At 65.2% G+C, this 15432-nt stretch carries 17 protein-coding genes and 1 pseudogene; 6 read left to right on the forward strand and 12 right to left on the reverse strand.

Annotated elements, in window-relative coordinates:
- The first annotated feature begins 229 nt into the window (after positions 1-229).
- On the forward strand, positions 230-2488 hold the full coding sequence (locus tag C7I55_RS05210; RefSeq protein ID WP_106511859.1) for an NADP-dependent malic enzyme: 2259 nt from the start codon (positions 230-232) through the stop codon (positions 2486-2488).
- Positions 2489-2567: 79 nt separating this feature from the next.
- Here C7I55_RS05210 and C7I55_RS05215 read toward each other — a convergent pair whose 3' ends face one another.
- Positions 2568-3059 carry an outer membrane protein assembly factor BamE gene (locus C7I55_RS05215; RefSeq protein ID WP_106511860.1) on the reverse strand — a complete coding sequence of 164 codons (492 nt, stop codon included), beginning with the start codon at positions 3057-3059 and terminating at the stop codon, positions 2568-2570.
- A gap of 135 nt (positions 3060-3194) precedes the next feature.
- Between C7I55_RS05215 and C7I55_RS05220 the strand changes: the two genes are divergently transcribed.
- Both C7I55_RS05220 and C7I55_RS05225 read left to right on the forward strand, forming a co-directional pair.
- Positions 3195-3719 carry a ubiquinol-cytochrome C chaperone family protein gene (locus C7I55_RS05220; RefSeq protein WP_233222060.1) on the forward strand — a complete coding sequence of 175 codons (525 nt, stop codon included), beginning with the start codon at positions 3195-3197 and terminating at the stop codon, positions 3717-3719.
- Entirely contained in the window at positions 3716-4252 is a 537-nt protein-coding gene (locus C7I55_RS05225; RefSeq protein ID WP_106511861.1) for a YceD family protein, read from the forward strand. Before C7I55_RS05220 ends, C7I55_RS05225 begins: the two co-directional genes overlap by 4 nt.
- 7 nt (positions 4253-4259) lie before the next feature.
- Here the strand turns inward: C7I55_RS05225 and C7I55_RS05230 are convergent, their stop codons facing one another.
- From C7I55_RS05230 to C7I55_RS05255, 6 genes are all read right to left on the reverse strand, one after another.
- Positions 4260-5489: a threonine synthase gene (locus C7I55_RS05230; RefSeq protein ID WP_199192732.1), complete on the reverse strand. Its 1230-nt coding sequence runs from the start codon at positions 5487-5489 to the stop codon at positions 4260-4262.
- 85 nt (positions 5490-5574) lie between these two features.
- Complete coding sequence (gene ssb / locus C7I55_RS05235) at positions 5575-6123, reverse strand: single-stranded DNA-binding protein (protein ID WP_106511862.1); 549 nt, start codon at positions 6121-6123, stop codon at positions 5575-5577.
- A gap of 15 nt (positions 6124-6138) precedes the next feature.
- Entirely contained in the window at positions 6139-7989 is a 1851-nt protein-coding gene (feoB, locus tag C7I55_RS05240; protein WP_106511863.1) for a ferrous iron transporter B, read from the reverse strand.
- Positions 7986-8234, reverse strand: a complete 249-nt coding sequence (locus tag C7I55_RS05245; protein WP_106511864.1) for a FeoA family protein — start codon at positions 8232-8234, stop codon at positions 7986-7988. Before C7I55_RS05245 ends, feoB begins: the two co-directional genes overlap by 4 nt.
- Before the next feature lie 57 nt (positions 8235-8291).
- Positions 8292-8705 (reverse strand): DOPA 4,5-dioxygenase family protein, encoded by a 414-nt coding sequence (locus tag C7I55_RS05250; RefSeq protein ID WP_106511865.1) that lies wholly within the window; start codon positions 8703-8705, stop codon positions 8292-8294.
- 1 nt (position 8706) lies between these two features.
- Entirely contained in the window at positions 8707-9372 is a 666-nt protein-coding gene (locus tag C7I55_RS05255) for a COQ9 family protein (protein ID WP_233222061.1), read from the reverse strand.
- Positions 9373-9473: 101 nt separating this feature from the next.
- On the opposite strand from C7I55_RS05255, the gene C7I55_RS05260 reads away from it, so the two are divergent.
- A complete protein-coding gene (locus C7I55_RS05260; RefSeq protein WP_106511866.1) occupies positions 9474-10424 on the forward strand; it encodes a peptidylprolyl isomerase in 951 nt (316 codons plus the stop codon).
- 31 nt (positions 10425-10455) lie between these two features.
- On the opposite strand, the gene C7I55_RS05265 is transcribed toward C7I55_RS05260, so the two are convergent.
- From C7I55_RS05265 to mgtE, 4 genes are all read right to left on the reverse strand, one after another.
- A complete protein-coding gene (locus C7I55_RS05265) occupies positions 10456-10722 on the reverse strand; it encodes a hypothetical protein (protein WP_199192733.1) in 267 nt (88 codons plus the stop codon).
- 235 nt (positions 10723-10957) lie between these two features.
- The gene (locus C7I55_RS29175) at positions 10958-11089 is read right to left on the reverse strand and encodes a hypothetical protein (RefSeq protein ID WP_269845196.1); all 132 of its coding nucleotides are present in this window, start codon (positions 11087-11089) and stop codon (positions 10958-10960) included.
- 70 nt (positions 11090-11159) lie between these two features.
- Positions 11160-11603 carry a DUF1489 family protein gene (locus C7I55_RS05270; protein ID WP_106511867.1) on the reverse strand — a complete coding sequence of 148 codons (444 nt, stop codon included), beginning with the start codon at positions 11601-11603 and terminating at the stop codon, positions 11160-11162.
- A 111-nt stretch (positions 11604-11714) separates the two neighbouring features.
- Positions 11715-13130, reverse strand: a complete 1416-nt coding sequence (gene mgtE, locus C7I55_RS05275; RefSeq protein ID WP_106511868.1) for a magnesium transporter — start codon at positions 13128-13130, stop codon at positions 11715-11717.
- A 197-nt stretch (positions 13131-13327) separates the two neighbouring features.
- On the opposite strand from mgtE, the gene C7I55_RS05280 reads away from it, so the two are divergent.
- Together C7I55_RS05280 and C7I55_RS28710 are read left to right on the forward strand one after the other, a co-directional pair.
- A complete protein-coding gene (locus C7I55_RS05280) occupies positions 13328-13789 on the forward strand; it encodes a peptidylprolyl isomerase (RefSeq protein ID WP_106511869.1) in 462 nt (153 codons plus the stop codon).
- Positions 13716-14548, forward strand: a pseudogene (locus tag C7I55_RS28710) (SDR family NAD(P)-dependent oxidoreductase). Before C7I55_RS05280 ends, C7I55_RS28710 begins: the two are co-directional and overlap by 74 nt.
- On the opposite strand, the gene C7I55_RS05290 reads toward C7I55_RS28710, so the two are convergent.
- The gene (locus tag C7I55_RS05290; RefSeq protein WP_199192735.1) at positions 14545-15429 is read right to left on the reverse strand and encodes a LysR substrate-binding domain-containing protein; all 885 of its coding nucleotides are present in this window, start codon (positions 15427-15429) and stop codon (positions 14545-14547) included. The pseudogene C7I55_RS28710 and the gene C7I55_RS05290 overlap by 4 nt on opposite strands.
- Positions 15430-15432 lie beyond the last annotated feature (3 nt).

Raw genomic sequence — 15432 nt, forward strand, 5'->3', positions numbered from 1 at the left:
TCACCTTGGTTGCCATCGGCGCAGGGATAAAGGCTCGGGAGCCAAAGCGGAACGTCTTCCTGTCATTCGTCCCCAGCTTTTCGCGTTCGGCCGGCGTCCTGCCGCTCCGCCGTGACAGTGCATCCCTGTTCAGCCCCGACGTAGCGTCCACCATCGCGGCAATGGACGGGTTGCCCCATTCCGCTCCAAGGCCTTAGAGGGACCTCAAGGGAATAGAAAAGGCGCGATCATGAACGAAGGCAGCAACGTCAAATTCTCGGAGCAGGAAGCGCTCAACTTCCATTCCCAGGGGCGGCCGGGAAAGATCGAGATCGTGGCGTCCAAGCCGATGGCGACTCAGCGCGATCTCAGCCTCGCTTATTCCCCCGGTGTCGCCGTGCCGGTTCGCGCAATCGCGGCGGATCCCGCCACGGCTTACGATTATACCGCCAAGGGCAATCTCGTCGCCGTGATCTCGAACGGCACCGCGATCCTCGGCCTCGGCAATCTCGGCGCGCTCGCTTCCAAGCCGGTGATGGAGGGCAAGGCGGTGCTGTTCAAGCGCTTCGCCGACGTCGATTCGATCGATCTCGAGGTCGATACCGAGGACGCGGAGGCGTTCATCAACGCCGTCGCCTTGCTCGAGCCGAGCTTCGGCGGGATCAATCTTGAAGACATCGCCGCGCCCGATTGCTTCATCATCGAGCAGGCGCTGAAGGAGCGGATGAATATCCCGGTCTTTCACGACGATCAGCACGGCACCGCGATCATCACCGCCGCCGGACTGATCAATGCCTGCTATCTCACCGGGCGCGAGCTCAAGGACGTCAAGGTCGTGGTGAACGGCGCCGGCGCGGCGGCGATCGCCTGCACCGAGCTCATCAAGGCGATGGGCGTCCGCCACGGCAATGTCCTAATGTGCGACCGCACCGGAGTCATCTATCCGGAGCGTACCGACCTCGATCAGTGGAAGTCCGCCCATGCGGTGCCGACCGATCGCCGCACCCTCGCCGAGGCGCTGGTCGGCGCCGACATCTTCCTCGGCCTGTCCGCGGCCGGTGCGCTGAAGCCGGAGATGGTCAAGGACATGGCACCGAGCCCGATCATCTTCGCGATGGCCAATCCGGATCCGGAGATCATGCCGCCCGACGCGAAGGCGGCGCGCCCCGATGCGATTGTCGCCACCGGGCGCTCGGACTTCCCGAACCAGGTCAACAACGTTCTCGGCTTCCCCTTCCTGTTCCGCGGTGCGCTCGACGTGCGCGCGACGACGATCAACGACGAGATGAAGATCGCCGCCGCGCAGGCGCTTGCCGCGCTCGCGCGCCAGCAGGTCCCCGAAGAGGTCGCAGCCGCTTACGGCCGCGCGCACAGCTTCGGTCCCGATTACATCATCCCGGCGCCGTTCGATCCGCGGCTGATGGAGATCGTGCCGGCCGCGGTCGCCAAAGCCGCCATGGACACCGGCGTGGCGCGGTTCCCGATCAAGGACATGGCGGCCTATCGCACGGCGCTTCGCTCCCGCCTCAACCCGACCACGTCGGTGCTCGGCGCCGCTTATGAATCGGCGCGTGCCAATCCCAAGCGGGTGATCTTCGCCGAGGGAGAAGAGGATGTCGTGCTCCGCGCCGCCATCGCCTTCCGTGACGGTGGCTATGGTGTGCCGGTACTGGTCGGACGCGAAGATGTTTACGATCGGCTGCGCGCGCTCGGCGTCGACGACCCGAAGAGCTTCGAGCTGATCAACAGTCGTACCTACGATCGTGTCCCCGAAATGGTCGATTACCTTTATGAGCGACTGCAGCGCCGCGGACGCCTCCATCGCGAGATCGAGCGGATGGTGAACCAGGATCGCAACACCTTCGCAGCACTGCTCATGGCGCTCGGCGAAGGCGATGTGCTGATCAGCGGCGTCACCCGGCCTTATGCCCAGACTCTGCGTCAGTTCCTGCGGGTGCTCGATCCCAAGCCCGCCTGCACGCCGTTCGGCATCCACATCCTGGTCGGTAAGACCCACACCATCTTCATGGCCGACACCACAGTGACCGAGCGGCCGGATGCCGATCAGCTCGCCGACATTGCCACCCAGACGGCAGCGGTGGCCAGGCGCATGGGACATGAGCCCCGGGTCGCGTTCCTCTCTTACTCGAATTTCGGCAATCCCGAGGGTGTGTTCCTCGACAATATCCGCGGTGCCGTGCGTATCCTCGACAACCGCAGTGTCGACTTCGAATATGAAGGGGAGATGGCGCCCGACGTCGCGCTCAATCCTGCCCTGCAGCGCGTCTACCCGTTCAGCCGTCTTACCGGCCCCGCCAACGTGCTGATCATGCCTGGACTGCAGTCCGCGAACATCTCGGCCAAGCTGCTCGCCGAACTCGGCGGCGATTCGGTGATCGGCCCGATGCTGATCGGTATGGCGCAGCCGGTACAGGTCGCACCGATGACGGCGACCTCCTCCGATCTCGTCACCCTCGCGGTGCTCGGCGCCGGCGGCATCGTCGGCTGAGCCGGGTGATTTCGAGCCCACCGAAAAGGCCGCCGCGCTCTTCCGAGCACGGCGGCCTTTTCGTTGTTCCGTCTGACGTTTAGCGTGGGTTGTCCGGCGATCCGGTGTTCTGGCCGCCAGGCGCAGTGCCCGATCCGACGGCGCCGATATTCCCGAACAGCTCGTCGAAGAAGCTGCGATTGCGTCCGAGGGTCGGCGTTTTGTCCTTGCTGGGATCGATCGAAACGACCTGCTCGAGACCCTTGCGATCGACCGACGCGACGTTGCCGGCCGCATCGAATCGAACCCGCAGCACCGTTTGCTCGTTCGGCTGGGGTTTGTTGAACGCCAGGTTCTTGGTGGTGCGGGACACGTAATACCAGTCGGTGTCGCTGAACTGGCCGGTGAAGGTCGGACGGCCAAGCGTCGCCTGCACGGAGTCGCGATTGTCGACGCCCGGCTGGACGGCGGTGATCAGCGCTTCGTCGGCCAGATAGCCCTGGTGATCGGTCACCCGGGTGCAGGCGGTCGAAAGCAGGGCGCCCGCGAGCGTGAGTCCAAGAGCGAAGCCGCGTGCATGCCGAACCATCATTTTGAAAATTCTCCCGAATCGACCGGCTTATTCCGCACGGGGCCGGCGCCTGCCTTGTCGGCAGGGATAGAAGGCCCCAATATCGCAAGCAAGCTGAACGGCGCAAGTACGCCCCTTTCCGATCCGGAGCCGCCTTTGTCCTTCCTGACTCGAATCTTCGGCAATCCCGCCAAGGAGCGCGCCCGTTTGCGCCCGCTCTACGACGCCATCGTGATGGAGGCGCGGCAGCCGATCTGGTATCGCGACGGCAAGGTTCCCGACACGTTGGAAGGCCGGTTCGACATGGTCTCGACGGTCCTGTCGCTGGTTCTGCTGCGGCTCGAACATGAGGGGGAGGCGCTGACGCCGCAGACCATCCTGCTCACCGAATTGTTCATCGACGACATGGACGGCACGCTGCGCCAGCTTGGCATCGGCGACATCATCGTCGGCAAGCATGTCGGCAAGATCATGGGTGCGCTCGGCGGCCGGCTCGGTGCATTCCGCGATGGATTCGCCGGCAAGGCCGATCTCGGCGAGGCCGTCCGTCGCAACATCTTCAGGGACGATCCGTCATCGAACGCGGCGGTTGATTTCGTCAGCGGCCGCCTCGCGGCTCTTCACGCGGGTCTTGCTGCGATCCCGACCAGCGATGTCCTCGGCGGAAAGATCGCCAGATGAGTCCGGAATTCAGCCGCACCTACCGGGTCGACACGCTCGGGGCCGGTGCACGTCAGGTCGAGATCGCTGCCGACGACGCGGAGCGGGTCGCCCTCGCCAGGCGGTTCAACCTTGTGGCGATCCACCGCATTGCGGCCGAAGCCGCGCTCAGTCGCAATGGCGAGATCGTCACTGCCAGAGGCAAGGTCTCCGCTGCGGTGACGCAGAGCTGCGTCGGCACCGGCGACCCGGTCGAGGCGGACGTGGACGAGGCATTCGTGATCGAATTCCGCCCGCATCCGGAGGGGCTTGGTCCGGACGAGGAGATCGAACTTGGGGAGGGCGAGATGGACGTCGTCTTCTACGACGGTGCCGCCGTCGACCTCGGCGAGGCCGTCGCGGAGACCATGTCGCTCGCCCTCAATCCCTTCCCCCGCTCTCCGGCCGCCGAGGAAGCGCTGCGCGCCGCCGGCGTGAAGAGCGAGGAGGAGGCCAAGGCAGAGTCGAACCCGTTCGCTGCCCTTGGCGCCCTCAAGGACAAATTGGGGAAGTAGGCGCCGGTTACAGGGCGTCCCAGTCGATCAAGGCGTGCCTGTCGAGCGCCTGCGGTGCCTCGGGCATCGGATATTTGAGGCCCGTCGCGCAGTTGAACAGGATGGTGCTGTCCTCCGCCGCGACGAGGCCGTCGGCGAGCGCCTGGCGGTAGGCGGCCAAGGTCGCGCCACCCTCCGGACAGAGCAGCAGGCCGTCCTGCCGCGCCGCGTCGTCCACCGCGTCGAGGATCGCCGCATCGCTGACCGCCAGCGCGCGGCCGCCGCTTTCGCGCACGGCCCGCAGGATGAGGAAATCGCCTACGGCCCGCGGCACCCGGATCCCGGCGGCGACGGTGTGGGCGTCCTCCCAGCGGTCGGCATGTTCGACGCCGTCCTCGAACGCCTTCACGATTGGGGCGCAGCCGGCCGCCTGGACCGCGAACATCTTCGGCCGCTCGGATCCGATCCAGCCAAGTGCCTCCAGCTCGGCGAAAGCCTTCCACATGCCAATCAGGCCGGTGCCGCCGCCGGTCGGGTAGAAGATTGCCTTGGGGAGGGTCCAGCCAAGCTGGGCGGCGAGCTCCAGGCCCATCGTCTTCTTTCCCTCGATCCGGTAGGGCTCCTTCAGGGTCGAGAAATCGAACCAGCGGCCCTGCCGCGCGCCCTCACCGACGATCGCGCCGCAATCGTCGATCAGGCCGTTGACCCGCCACACCCGCGCGCCCTGCATCGCGATCTCGCGGACATTGATCTCAGGCGTATCGGCCGGGCAGAAGACGATCGTCTCGATCCCGCAGCGGCTGGCATAAGCGGCGAGCGCAGCGCCGGCATTGCCGTTCGTCGGCATCGCGATCCGGGTGATTCCGAGGGCCTTGGCCATCGCAACCGCCATGACCAGGCCGCGCGCCTTGAACGATCCGGTGGGCAGGCGGCCTTCGTCCTTGACGAGGACGTTCGCGCCGCCCGCTTTCAGGAGCGGCACGAGCGGCGTTTCGATCTCGCCGAGGCTGACGATGTCCGTGGTCGCGCGCACCGGCAGCAATTCGCGCCACCGCCACAAGTCGGTAGGCCGGGCCGCGATCTCGTCGCGCGTGACCTGCGTCCTCATCGCATCGAGATCGTAGCGGACGAGCAGGGGTCGGCCGGCGCTGGACTGGCCATGGACCTGATCGGCCTCGTAAACTTCGCCGGTCAGCGAGCATTCGAGATTGGTGACGAAGGTCGGGCGGTGTTCGACCAGATTGGAATTGAGTGTCATTCCAGCCCTCTAGAGGGGCAGGCGGTCGTGCGTCGAGAACTATCGGCGGCCTCCCGGCCTATCGGCCGGGGGGACGCAGGACGGATCAGAACGGAACGTCGTCGTCGAGGTCGCTGTCGAACGCAGGCGCCGGGCGCGATTGCGGGCGCGAGCCGCCGCCGCCGCTTCCCCCACCGAATCCGCCGCCGCCGCCACCACCAGAGCCGCCGCCGCCGAAGCCACCCTCATAGCCGCCGCCGAAATCGTCGCCGTAGCCGCCGCCACCGGAGCCGCCACCGCCGCCCCCGCCACGAGAATCGAGCAGCACGAGCTCGCCGCGGAAACGCTGCAGCACGATCTCGGTCGAATATTTGTCCTGGCCGCTATTGTCGGTCCATTTGCGGGTCTGCAGCTGGCCCTCGATGTAAACCTTGGAGCCCTTCTTCAGATAGGATTTGGCGACCTTGCCGAGATTCTCGTTGAAGATGACCACCCGGTGCCATTCGGTGCGCTCCTGGCGCTGACCGTCGCGGTCCTTCCAGGTTTCCGAGGTGGCGATGCGCAGGTTGACCACCTCGCCGCCATTGTTGAGCGACCGGCTTTCCGGGTCGTCGCCCAGATTGCCGACCAGAATCACCTTGTTGACGCCCGCCATTCGATCAGTCCTTCCTTAGAGGCCGAGGGCGGTCGCGGTCCAAAATGTCGCGCCAGCCGCCAGCCATGCGAGAGTGAACAGATAGCCTAGCATGAAGGCCGGCCATTTCCACCCGTTGGTCTCCCGCCGCGTCACCGCAATTGTGGATAAGCATTGCGGGGCGAACACGAACCAGACGAGGAAGGCGAGCGCGGTCGGCAGTGACCAGCGACCGCGGAGCTGTTCCTTGAGCGGCTGCTCGGCAGCTGCCTCGTCCTCGGCATCGATCGAATAGGCGGTTGCCAAGGCCGACACGGCGACTTCGCGAGCGGCCATGGCCGGTATGAGCGCCAGCGCGATCTCGTGGTTGAACCCGATCGGACGAACCAAAACTTCCAGGCCTGACGCGATCTTTCCCGCAATCGAGCTCTCAAGCGCGGTTTCTCCCGCCTTCGGCTGGGGGTAGGAGAGCAGCGCCCAGAGCACGACCGTCGAAACGAGGATGATCGTTCCCGCCCGCTTCAGGAAGATAAGCGCGCGTTGCCAGAGGCCCAGCACGATATCGCGCAGCTGGGGGAGCTGATATTTCGGCATCTCGAGCAGAAAGCCACGCGGGGTGCCGCGAGTCACCGTCATGCGCAGGAACAGCGCTGCGATCAGAGCGCCGAACACGCCGGCGACGTAGAGGCCGAAGAGGACGAGGCCCTGAAGGCCGAACGCCCCCGCCACGGCGCGATCTGGGAAGAAGGCCCCGATGATCATCGTGTAAACCGGAAGGCGCGCCGAACATGTCATCAGCGGGGCGATCAGTATCGTGGTCAGCCGGTGCTTTGGATCCTCGATGCTGCGTGTCGCCATGATCCCCGGCACCGCGCAGGCGAAGGAGGAGAGAAGGGGAATGAAGGCGTGGCCGGACAGGCCGACCCGCGCCATCAGCCGGTCCATCAAAAAGGCTGCACGGACCATGTAGCCGGTCGCCTCGAGCAGCAGGATGAAGAAGAACAGGATGAGGATCTGCGGCAGGAAAACGATGACAGCACCGACGCCCGCGAGAATGCCGTCCACCAGCAGCGATCGGATGGGGCCCTCGTTCAGTGTCCCGGTGGCCATGGTCTGAAGCGATACGACGCCTGCATCGATCCATTCGGCGGGGGCGACAGCCCAAGCGAACACCGCCTGGAACATGAGGAACATGATGGTGAGAAAGATGATCGGACCGGCCACTGGGTGAAGGGCGATCGAATCAAGCAATTGCGTCGTACGCCGGACGGCCGTTTCGCTGATGGTCGCCTTGCGTGCGATTGCCCTCGCCCGTCTTTGGACGATCGTGAAGTCCTCGACCGCCACGGGCCGCGGCCGGACCACGCGGGCGGCCGTGACCGCCTCGCTGATCGCTTCGCGAAGTTCGTCGGTGCCGCGGCGCCGCACCGCCACTGTGGCGATGACGGGGACCCCCAGTTCGCGCTCAAGGATCTGCGGATCGATCTCCAGTCCGTCGCGGCGGGCGAGATCGACCATGTTGAGCGCGACCACGGTCGGCAGCCCGAGATCGATAAGCTGCAACGCGAAACGCAGGTGATTGTCGAGATTGGTCGCGTCGAGGACGAGCAGCAGCGCGTCGGGCAGTCGCTCGCCGTCCTGCTTGCCCAGCACGACGTCGCGGGTGACTTCCTCGTCCGGGCTCGACGGCTCCAGGCTGTAGGCGCCGGGCAGGTCGACCAACTCGATCGGTCGTCCGTCGGGCAGGAACAGCCGGCCGGCTTTGCGTTCGACGGTGACGCCCGGATAATTGCCGACTTTCTGGCGCGCGCCGGTCAGCATGTTGAACAGGGCGCTCTTGCCGGCATTGGGATTGCCGACCACCGCCACCAGCGGGATCGTGGTCATGCGGCTTTCTGTTCCACCATGATTACCTGCGCCTGGGCGCGGCGCATCGCCACCGTCATACGGCCGATCCGGATCGCGAGCGGATCCTTGCCGAACGGCGCGCCGTGCAACGCCTCGATCGCCACCCCCTCGTCAAAGCCGAGATTCCGGAGACGCCGCGCATCGGTGTCCGAAAGACGCGACCAGTCGATCGCCGTCACGACGGCGGGAGTCCGGAAAGGCAGTTTGTCGAGCGATAGGGACATGTACTTGCGAGTGATTATCAATATCGCGCGAGGAAAGCCAGATGATTCCCAGATGAGTCAAGGCTGGGTATGTGGGGTCGTGTTGGGCTCGCCTGCAAGGTCGGCCACTTGATCGTCGGGCAGTACCTCGCCCGCCAGCGGCAGCGCCGGGCCGATCCAGAGTGCGTCATGGAGATGGTCTCGTCGAGGATTGGCGGTGTTGGGATGGACGAGGATCGATAGGCCCATATTGTTCAGCATCAGCCACGGAACGAGGCTGGAGAATAACGGCGGCGCGAACGCGACCTGGTACATGGCCCGGCTGTGCGGACCGACCGGGCGATCCCAGGCCCGTCCGAGCCGAACCGCGAAACGGTCCGCAATGGCGCCCTGAAGCGCCAGCGCAGCCGCCCGTCCGAAATCCGGATCGAAATAGATGTGGGCGTGGTAGCTGGCGATCTCGCCGATTTTGCGGAGCGGCGCCGCAGACACGTCAGGCGACCGGGTAGCGGAGCCGGCCAAGGAAGCGGCTGATCGACGGAACGCGCTCGCGGCTGCCGCGCCAGTTCGCCTTCAGTTTCTCGATCTTCATGACGTCGCCGATCCGGCGGTCGAGGAAGGCGCGGGTGTTGGCGATATTGTCGCTGTCGTCGTCCAGATAGACGAGCGTGGTCGATCCGTAGACGCCGCTCAGCATCGTCCGCTTGGTATAATGATTGAAGTCGGTGGAGCGGTCGCCAGCGATTCGCCAGATCCGATCCGCCGCCCGCCAGGCGAGCCGGGCACCCAGCACGAGATTCTGCGGCTGGCCGAGGATGGCGAGCGCACGACGGAGCGCCTCCTTATGCGGATTGATCGTCTCCAGCCGGTAAATGACCAGATCGTGGATGCGCTGGCGGATCTTCATCCCCTCGATTTTCTCGAGCGGGAAGGCGCGCGCAGTCGCCCGGTCGATCGAATCGAACCAGGCATCGATCATGTCCGGGGCGCCACCGGGAAAGGCGAGGCGTGCCCGCGGCGCCGGTACGCCGAGATCCGACGCCGCCATCGCGAGCGCCTCGTCGGTCCAGCCGTCGAACACCGCATTGGCGGGGATCAGCGGCGCCAGTGCGACGCGAAGCTCGTCGAGCGTCATCTCGGACGGGGAGATCTGTTCCATGACGGTCAAATGATCCCCCGCAGCGAAGGATGCAAGCGGCCCGGTTGCCCGGCAGGATTCGACGCGCGATAAGCGCGCGATCGTTTCGAAAAGGGGATGCCATGCATATCGCCGCCGCCGCGCTTCTGGCCGCATCCTTGTTGCTCGCGGCATGCGCGAACGATCCCCCCGACCAGGCCGGCTCCGCGCCAAACGCTACCGCCGCCTGGCGGCCCAGGCCCGTCACCGGCGCGCCGGAGCCGAACGACGTCATCGCCAAGGCGCCGGCGGACGCCTGGCGGGTGGTCGATCCCGACGCTCTGCTGATCATGGAATTTAAGGATGGCGGCCGGGTCGCCATCGAACTCGCGCCCGCCTTCGCCCCAGTCCACGTCGCCAATGTAAAGGCTTTCGCACGGTCGGGATGGTGGAACGGCTCGGCGATCTACCGCGTGCAGGACAATTACGTTGCTCAATGGGGCAATGGCGATGCCAAGACGGCGCTTCCGTCAGGCGTCGTCCGTCAGCCGGCCGCGGAATATGATCGGCCGCTTTCCGATCTTCGAGTGCGTGCGCTCGGCTATCCGGACAGCTATGCACCGATGGTCGGCCATGCCGAAAGCTGGCCGATCGGCTATGATCCGGCGGCCGGACGTGCCTGGCTCACCCATTGCTACGGAATGGTGGGCGTCGGCCGCGATCTTGCGCCCGACACCGGCACGGGTGGAGAACTCTACGCAATTATCGGCCATGCGCCGCGCCACCTCGATCTCAATATCGCGGTGATCGGGCGCGTTGTCGAAGGTATCGAGCTTTTGTCGGCACGCCCGCGTGGCACGGAAAAGCTTGGTTTCTACAAGGATGCTGCCCAGCACGTTCCAATCGCGCGGGTCCGACTTGCAAGCGACATGCCGGCCGCAGAGCGGCCCGCGTACGAGGTGCTCCGGTCGGATCATGACACGTTCGGGCAGTTCGTCACCGGACGCGCCAATCGCGGCGGAGGTTTCTTTCAGCGTCCCGCAGGCGGCGTCGATCTGTGCAATGTCCCGGTGCCGGTTCGAAAACGCGCCTGATACGCACCCTCGATATCCGTCGTCGCTCGGGCTAGGCTGCGTAAGCGGGCTCGGTGCCGAATACTGGACGGCGGATGCTGCGGACGATCTGACCGCCTGCGATCATCGGAGCATTTTCCAGCGGCAAAGCCGTCGTGCAGAAAGCACATTCCGCCATCGACCGTCCGATATACCAATGAGTTCGGCCGCACCCGGGGCAGTAATTGGTTTCGTGCTCACGATAGACGATATGATAACCGCGCGTCTCTGCCTTGGGGACAATGCAGCCGCCGCGGGCCTCAAGGATACTCGTCGCCATACTCGGCTCCTTTCTACTCACTTGCCGGCCCAACGAGCGATGACTCTGAAGAGTTTCATGGCTTTAGGATGAACAAGGCGGCCGTAACGCAGGGGCGTCCCTCGCGTTAACGCTAAAAAGCCGCAGAAATCTGCGGCGATGAACCGTTGCCCTGGATCGACGAATCGATCGGAACAGGGGCGAAATTTTTTTCAGACGTGGCCGATCGTGCCGCTGCGGGACGACCGGGAAAGGGTCAGAGGCGGATCTTGTCGGTCCTGCGCTTGCCCATGCGGCCATGGTGGCCGCGCTCCCTGCGCTGATAGACGATCACGGCGAGGATCGGGAAGATAAGGGCGGCGCCGACGCCTACCGCGAGATGAACCATGTCTACTCCATCACGTCTCGAGAGACCGGGCCCCGCGGGGTCTCTCCACGCGGCCTCTCTTCCCAAGCTTTCAGACAAGTGCAAGCGCGATGAGACGAGTCATCAATTCCGGTGGAAGCGTATCGGCCTCATCGCTGCCGCCACCCAGGTCCGGCGGAGCGTCCGCGGCGCTGAGGTACCGCCATCCCTGGTGGGCGCGTTTGGGGAAAGGGCGCACCGGCACCAGATCGGGGTCCAGCCGGACGATCGTTCTGTTGTCCTCTTCCCGCGCAGCGAAGCCGCGGATCAGCTGCCGCGCGACGAGCTGGTGTTTGACGATCCAGAAGATCGACCCGCCGAGCAGTTCCGTGGCGCGCTTCGGCATGTAGCGGGTGACGAGCGGGATTTCGCCGCCGCTCGCGCGAAGCTGCTGGCGTTTGCGAAGCGCCTCGATGCTGGCGCAGCCGACTGCGACCTTGCTGATATGAAGCGCCGCGGGCGAGGCTGCGTCAAAGTCGTGATCGTAAGCGGTCACCGAAGGTCCGTTCGTGGGGAGAAGGCCGCGCAAATAGCCGATCAGGTGCCTTCGTGGAATCGGAAAAGCGCAAATTCAGCGATACTTAGCTGATGTTTGCAGGGCTGAGGCTCAGCCGACGAGCCCCGAGGCAGTGGCAAGGCCGAGGAAGACGAGGACTCCCATCGAATCGGTGACCATGGTCACGAAGATGGAGGAGGCGACGGCGGGATCCGCGCCGGCGCGTTCCAGTGCCAACGGCATCATCACGCCCGCGCAGCCGGCAATCAGGATGTTGGTCAGCATCGCGGCCGCAATGACGGCGCCGAGGATCGGATTGAGGAAGAAGAGTCCGACGCCGACTCCGAGCAGTATCGCGATGGTTACGCCATTGAGCACTGCCACCCGCATCTCGCGCAGAATGGCGCGCCAGGTGTTCGACTGGGTCAGCTGGTTGGTCGCGAGGGCTCGAACCGTCACCGCAAGCGTCTGGGTGCCGGCGTTGCCGCCAACGCCCATGACGATCGGCATCAGAGCTGCGAGGGCGACCATTTTGGTGATGGTCCCTTCGAAATAGCCGATGATCGAGGCAGCGATCAGGGCCGTGCCGAGGTTGGCGATCAGCCAGCGAACCCGTGCCTTGTAGCTCTCGCGGATCGGCTCGTTGATGTCGCCTTCACCGGCGCCGGACAGCAGAAGGGCGTCTTCGGACGCTTCTTCCTGGATGATGTGGACGATGTCGTCGACGGTGATCATGCCGACGAGGCGCCCGGAGCCGTCGACCACCGCCGCCGAAATCAACGCATATTTCTGGAAGCGGAGAGCAACCTCTTCCTGGTCCATGTCGACAGGGATGAGGGTCTGTTCGCGTTTCATCACATCGGCGACGGCGACGTGGCGCGGGGTGCGCAGGATCCAGCTCAGCATGCACGTGCCGACCGGATGGTGCCGGCCGTCGACGACGAAGACTTCCCAGAAATCGGTGGTGAGATCGTCGCCGGCGCGCAGATAATCGATCACCTGCCCGATCGTCCAATGCTGCGGCACTGCGATCAGATCGCGCTGCATCAGCCGGCCGGCCGATTCCTCCGGAAAGGTCAGCGCCTCCTCGATCGCAGCGCGATCGTCGGGGTCCAGGGCACGAAGGACGGCGCGCTGCTCGTCCTCCTCCATGTCCTCGATCATCGCGACGGCGTCGTCGGTCTCCATCTCGCCCGCGACTTCGGCGACCTCGTGCGGCTCGAACTGGTCGATCAGTTCGTCGCGCACGTGATCGTTCATCTCCGCGAGAACGTCGCCGCCGAGCAGTTCCTCGATCGCGATGGCAAGCGCGCGCCGTTCGTCGGAATCGACGAGCTCGAAGAGGTCGGCGATGTCGGCCGGGTGGAGCGGCTCTACGAGCGCGCGCGCGGCGTCGGTCTCGCCCGCCTCGACATGGTCCATCACCCGCCGGACGAATTCCGGCCGGAGCCGATCATCCTCGTCCAAGCGGGATTCGCTGTCCGTGGACGCGGTGCCGCGGGGCAGTTCGATATCGCTTTCGCTCATCCCGCCCCCTTGTTCCGGCCATTCAGGAATGGCCGCTACCTAAGGCCACGGCTCAAGTCTGTCGACACGTTGGCTGCGCCCGACCGCTTGCCCAGGGATGAGCGGGCGCTTTTCGGGAGATCGCTCCGGCAGGGGTGGCGGAGGAACGCTGTCGACCCTAAGTGCGGGGGCACATTTTTCCAGCGAAAGGCGCCCTCATGGCCGACGAACTCAACACCCTGGTCCTCAACCTCGACAGCGGCGGCGATGTCGTCATCAAGCTGCGGCCCGATCTCGCGCCCGGCCATGTCGGCCGCATCAAGGAGTTGGTCGGCGAAGGCTTTTACGACGGCGTCGTCTTCCACCGGGTCATTCCCGGCTTCATGGCCCAGGGCGGCGATCCCACCGGCACCGGCACCGGCGGCTCCGACAAGCCGGATCTGCAGGCCGAATTCTCGCAGGCGCCGCACGTCCGCGGCGCGGTCTCGATGGCGCGGACCAACTATCCGCACAGCGCCAACAGCCAGTTCTTCATCGTCTTCGACGATGCCCGCTTCCTCGACGGCCAATATACGGTGTGGGGCGAAGTGACCGAAGGCATGGAGCATGTCGACGCGCTGCCGAAGGGTGAGCCGCCGCGTAATCCGGGCAAGATCGTCAAGGCGAGCCTGCGCGCCTGATCTCGTGGCGCGGCCGGTCACTCTCGTTACCGGCGCGTCCGCAGGTCTGGGCGCCGAGTTCGCGCGTCAATGCGCCGCCCGCGGCGACGAAGTGGTGATCGTCGCCTGGCGGCGCGACCGGCTCGAAGCGCTGGCGGCGGAGAACGGCCGCACCCACGTTATCGCTGCCGATCTCGGTGCACCCGGCGCGGCAGGTCGACTGTTCGCGGAGGTCGAGGGGCTTGGCCTCTCGATCTCGCGCCTGATCAACAATGCCGGCTTCGGACTGGTCGGCCGCTTCGCCGACCTTCCGCTCGATCGCCAGCGAGCGATGATCGACGTCAATGTCGCGTCGCTGGTCGAGCTCAGTCACCTGGTTCTGCCCGGAATGCGCGCGCGCGCTGAGGGTGGAATCTTGAATGTCGCCTCGACGGCGCCTTCCAGTCGGGCCCAGGAATGGCCGTCTATTTCGCGTCCAAGGCGTTCGTGCTGTCGTTCACCGAAGCGCTTCACGAGGAACTGCGGAGCACCGGCGTTGCGATGACGGCGCTTTGTCCGGGGCCGACCGCTACGGAATTCGGCGAGACTGCCGGCGCAAAGGGGACGAACTTCAGCCGCTTTTCAGCCGACGCGAGTGCCGTCGTGTCGGCCGGACTGGCGGGCCTCGAGCGCAATTATGCGATTGTCATTCCAGGCGTCATGAACAAGACCACGGCTTTGACCACCCGCTTCCTTCCGCGCTCCGCGCTCCGCAGGATTGTCGCCGGCCTCAAAATTTAGAGCGGCGGCAAGCTTTCAAACAGCCAATCGTGGAAGATCCGCACCGGGCGCCGCGTCAGCGACGAGCGGCGGCACGCGAACCAGTAACTGTACGGGCTTTCCACCGCATGGTCGAACAGGCGCACGAGCCGCGGATCGCTCGACGCGGAAAGATGGCTTTCGAGCATGAAGGCAACCCCCAGTCCCTGCGCGGCGGCGTCGAGAATGAGCTGTCCCGCATCGAAATGGTCGATCGCCGCCGGTTCGAGGTTCGGCAATCCGACCGCCTCCTTCCAATAGGAAAAGGTCTCCGGCATGTCGCGGTGAAGGAAAATGGTCGTGCTCGCGAGCTGAGCCGGATCGGTGATCGCGTTCGGCCCTTCCTGGATCGCCTTGGAGCCGATCGCGATCACCCGGTTGCTGTCGATGCGGCGCGAGTAGAGGGAGGGATCGACCTCGGCGGTGATCGCAATCGCAGCATCGAGGCCGTCGTCGAGCCTGGCAATCCGATTGGCGCCGGTGTCGAGATCGATGTGGAGGTCGGGATGCGCCCCGCGCAGGCTCGGCAAATGAGGCATCAGCCGCTGCATCGCGAACAGCGACGGCACGGCGAGACGCAGCCGCATCATCTCCCGATTACCGATCGCGCGCTCCATCGCTACCGACAGCGAATCGATCGATGGCCCAATTTCAGCCAGAAGCCGCTCGCCGTCGGAGTTGAGGTGCACGCTCTGGTGGCGCCGCTCGAACAACTGGTGGCCGATATAGCGTTCCAATGCCTGTATGCGTCGCGTGAGAGCCGGCGAGGAGAGGGACAGGATCGCGGCGGCCTCCTTGACAGAGCCGAGACGTGCGACCTGCACGAAGGCTTCGATGGCGGTCAGCGGCGGCAACCTGCGCATGGA

It is taken from the genome of Allosphingosinicella deserti (genome assembly GCF_003012735.1).
GTDB classification, from domain to species: Bacteria; Pseudomonadota; Alphaproteobacteria; order Sphingomonadales; family Sphingomonadaceae; genus Allosphingosinicella; species Allosphingosinicella deserti.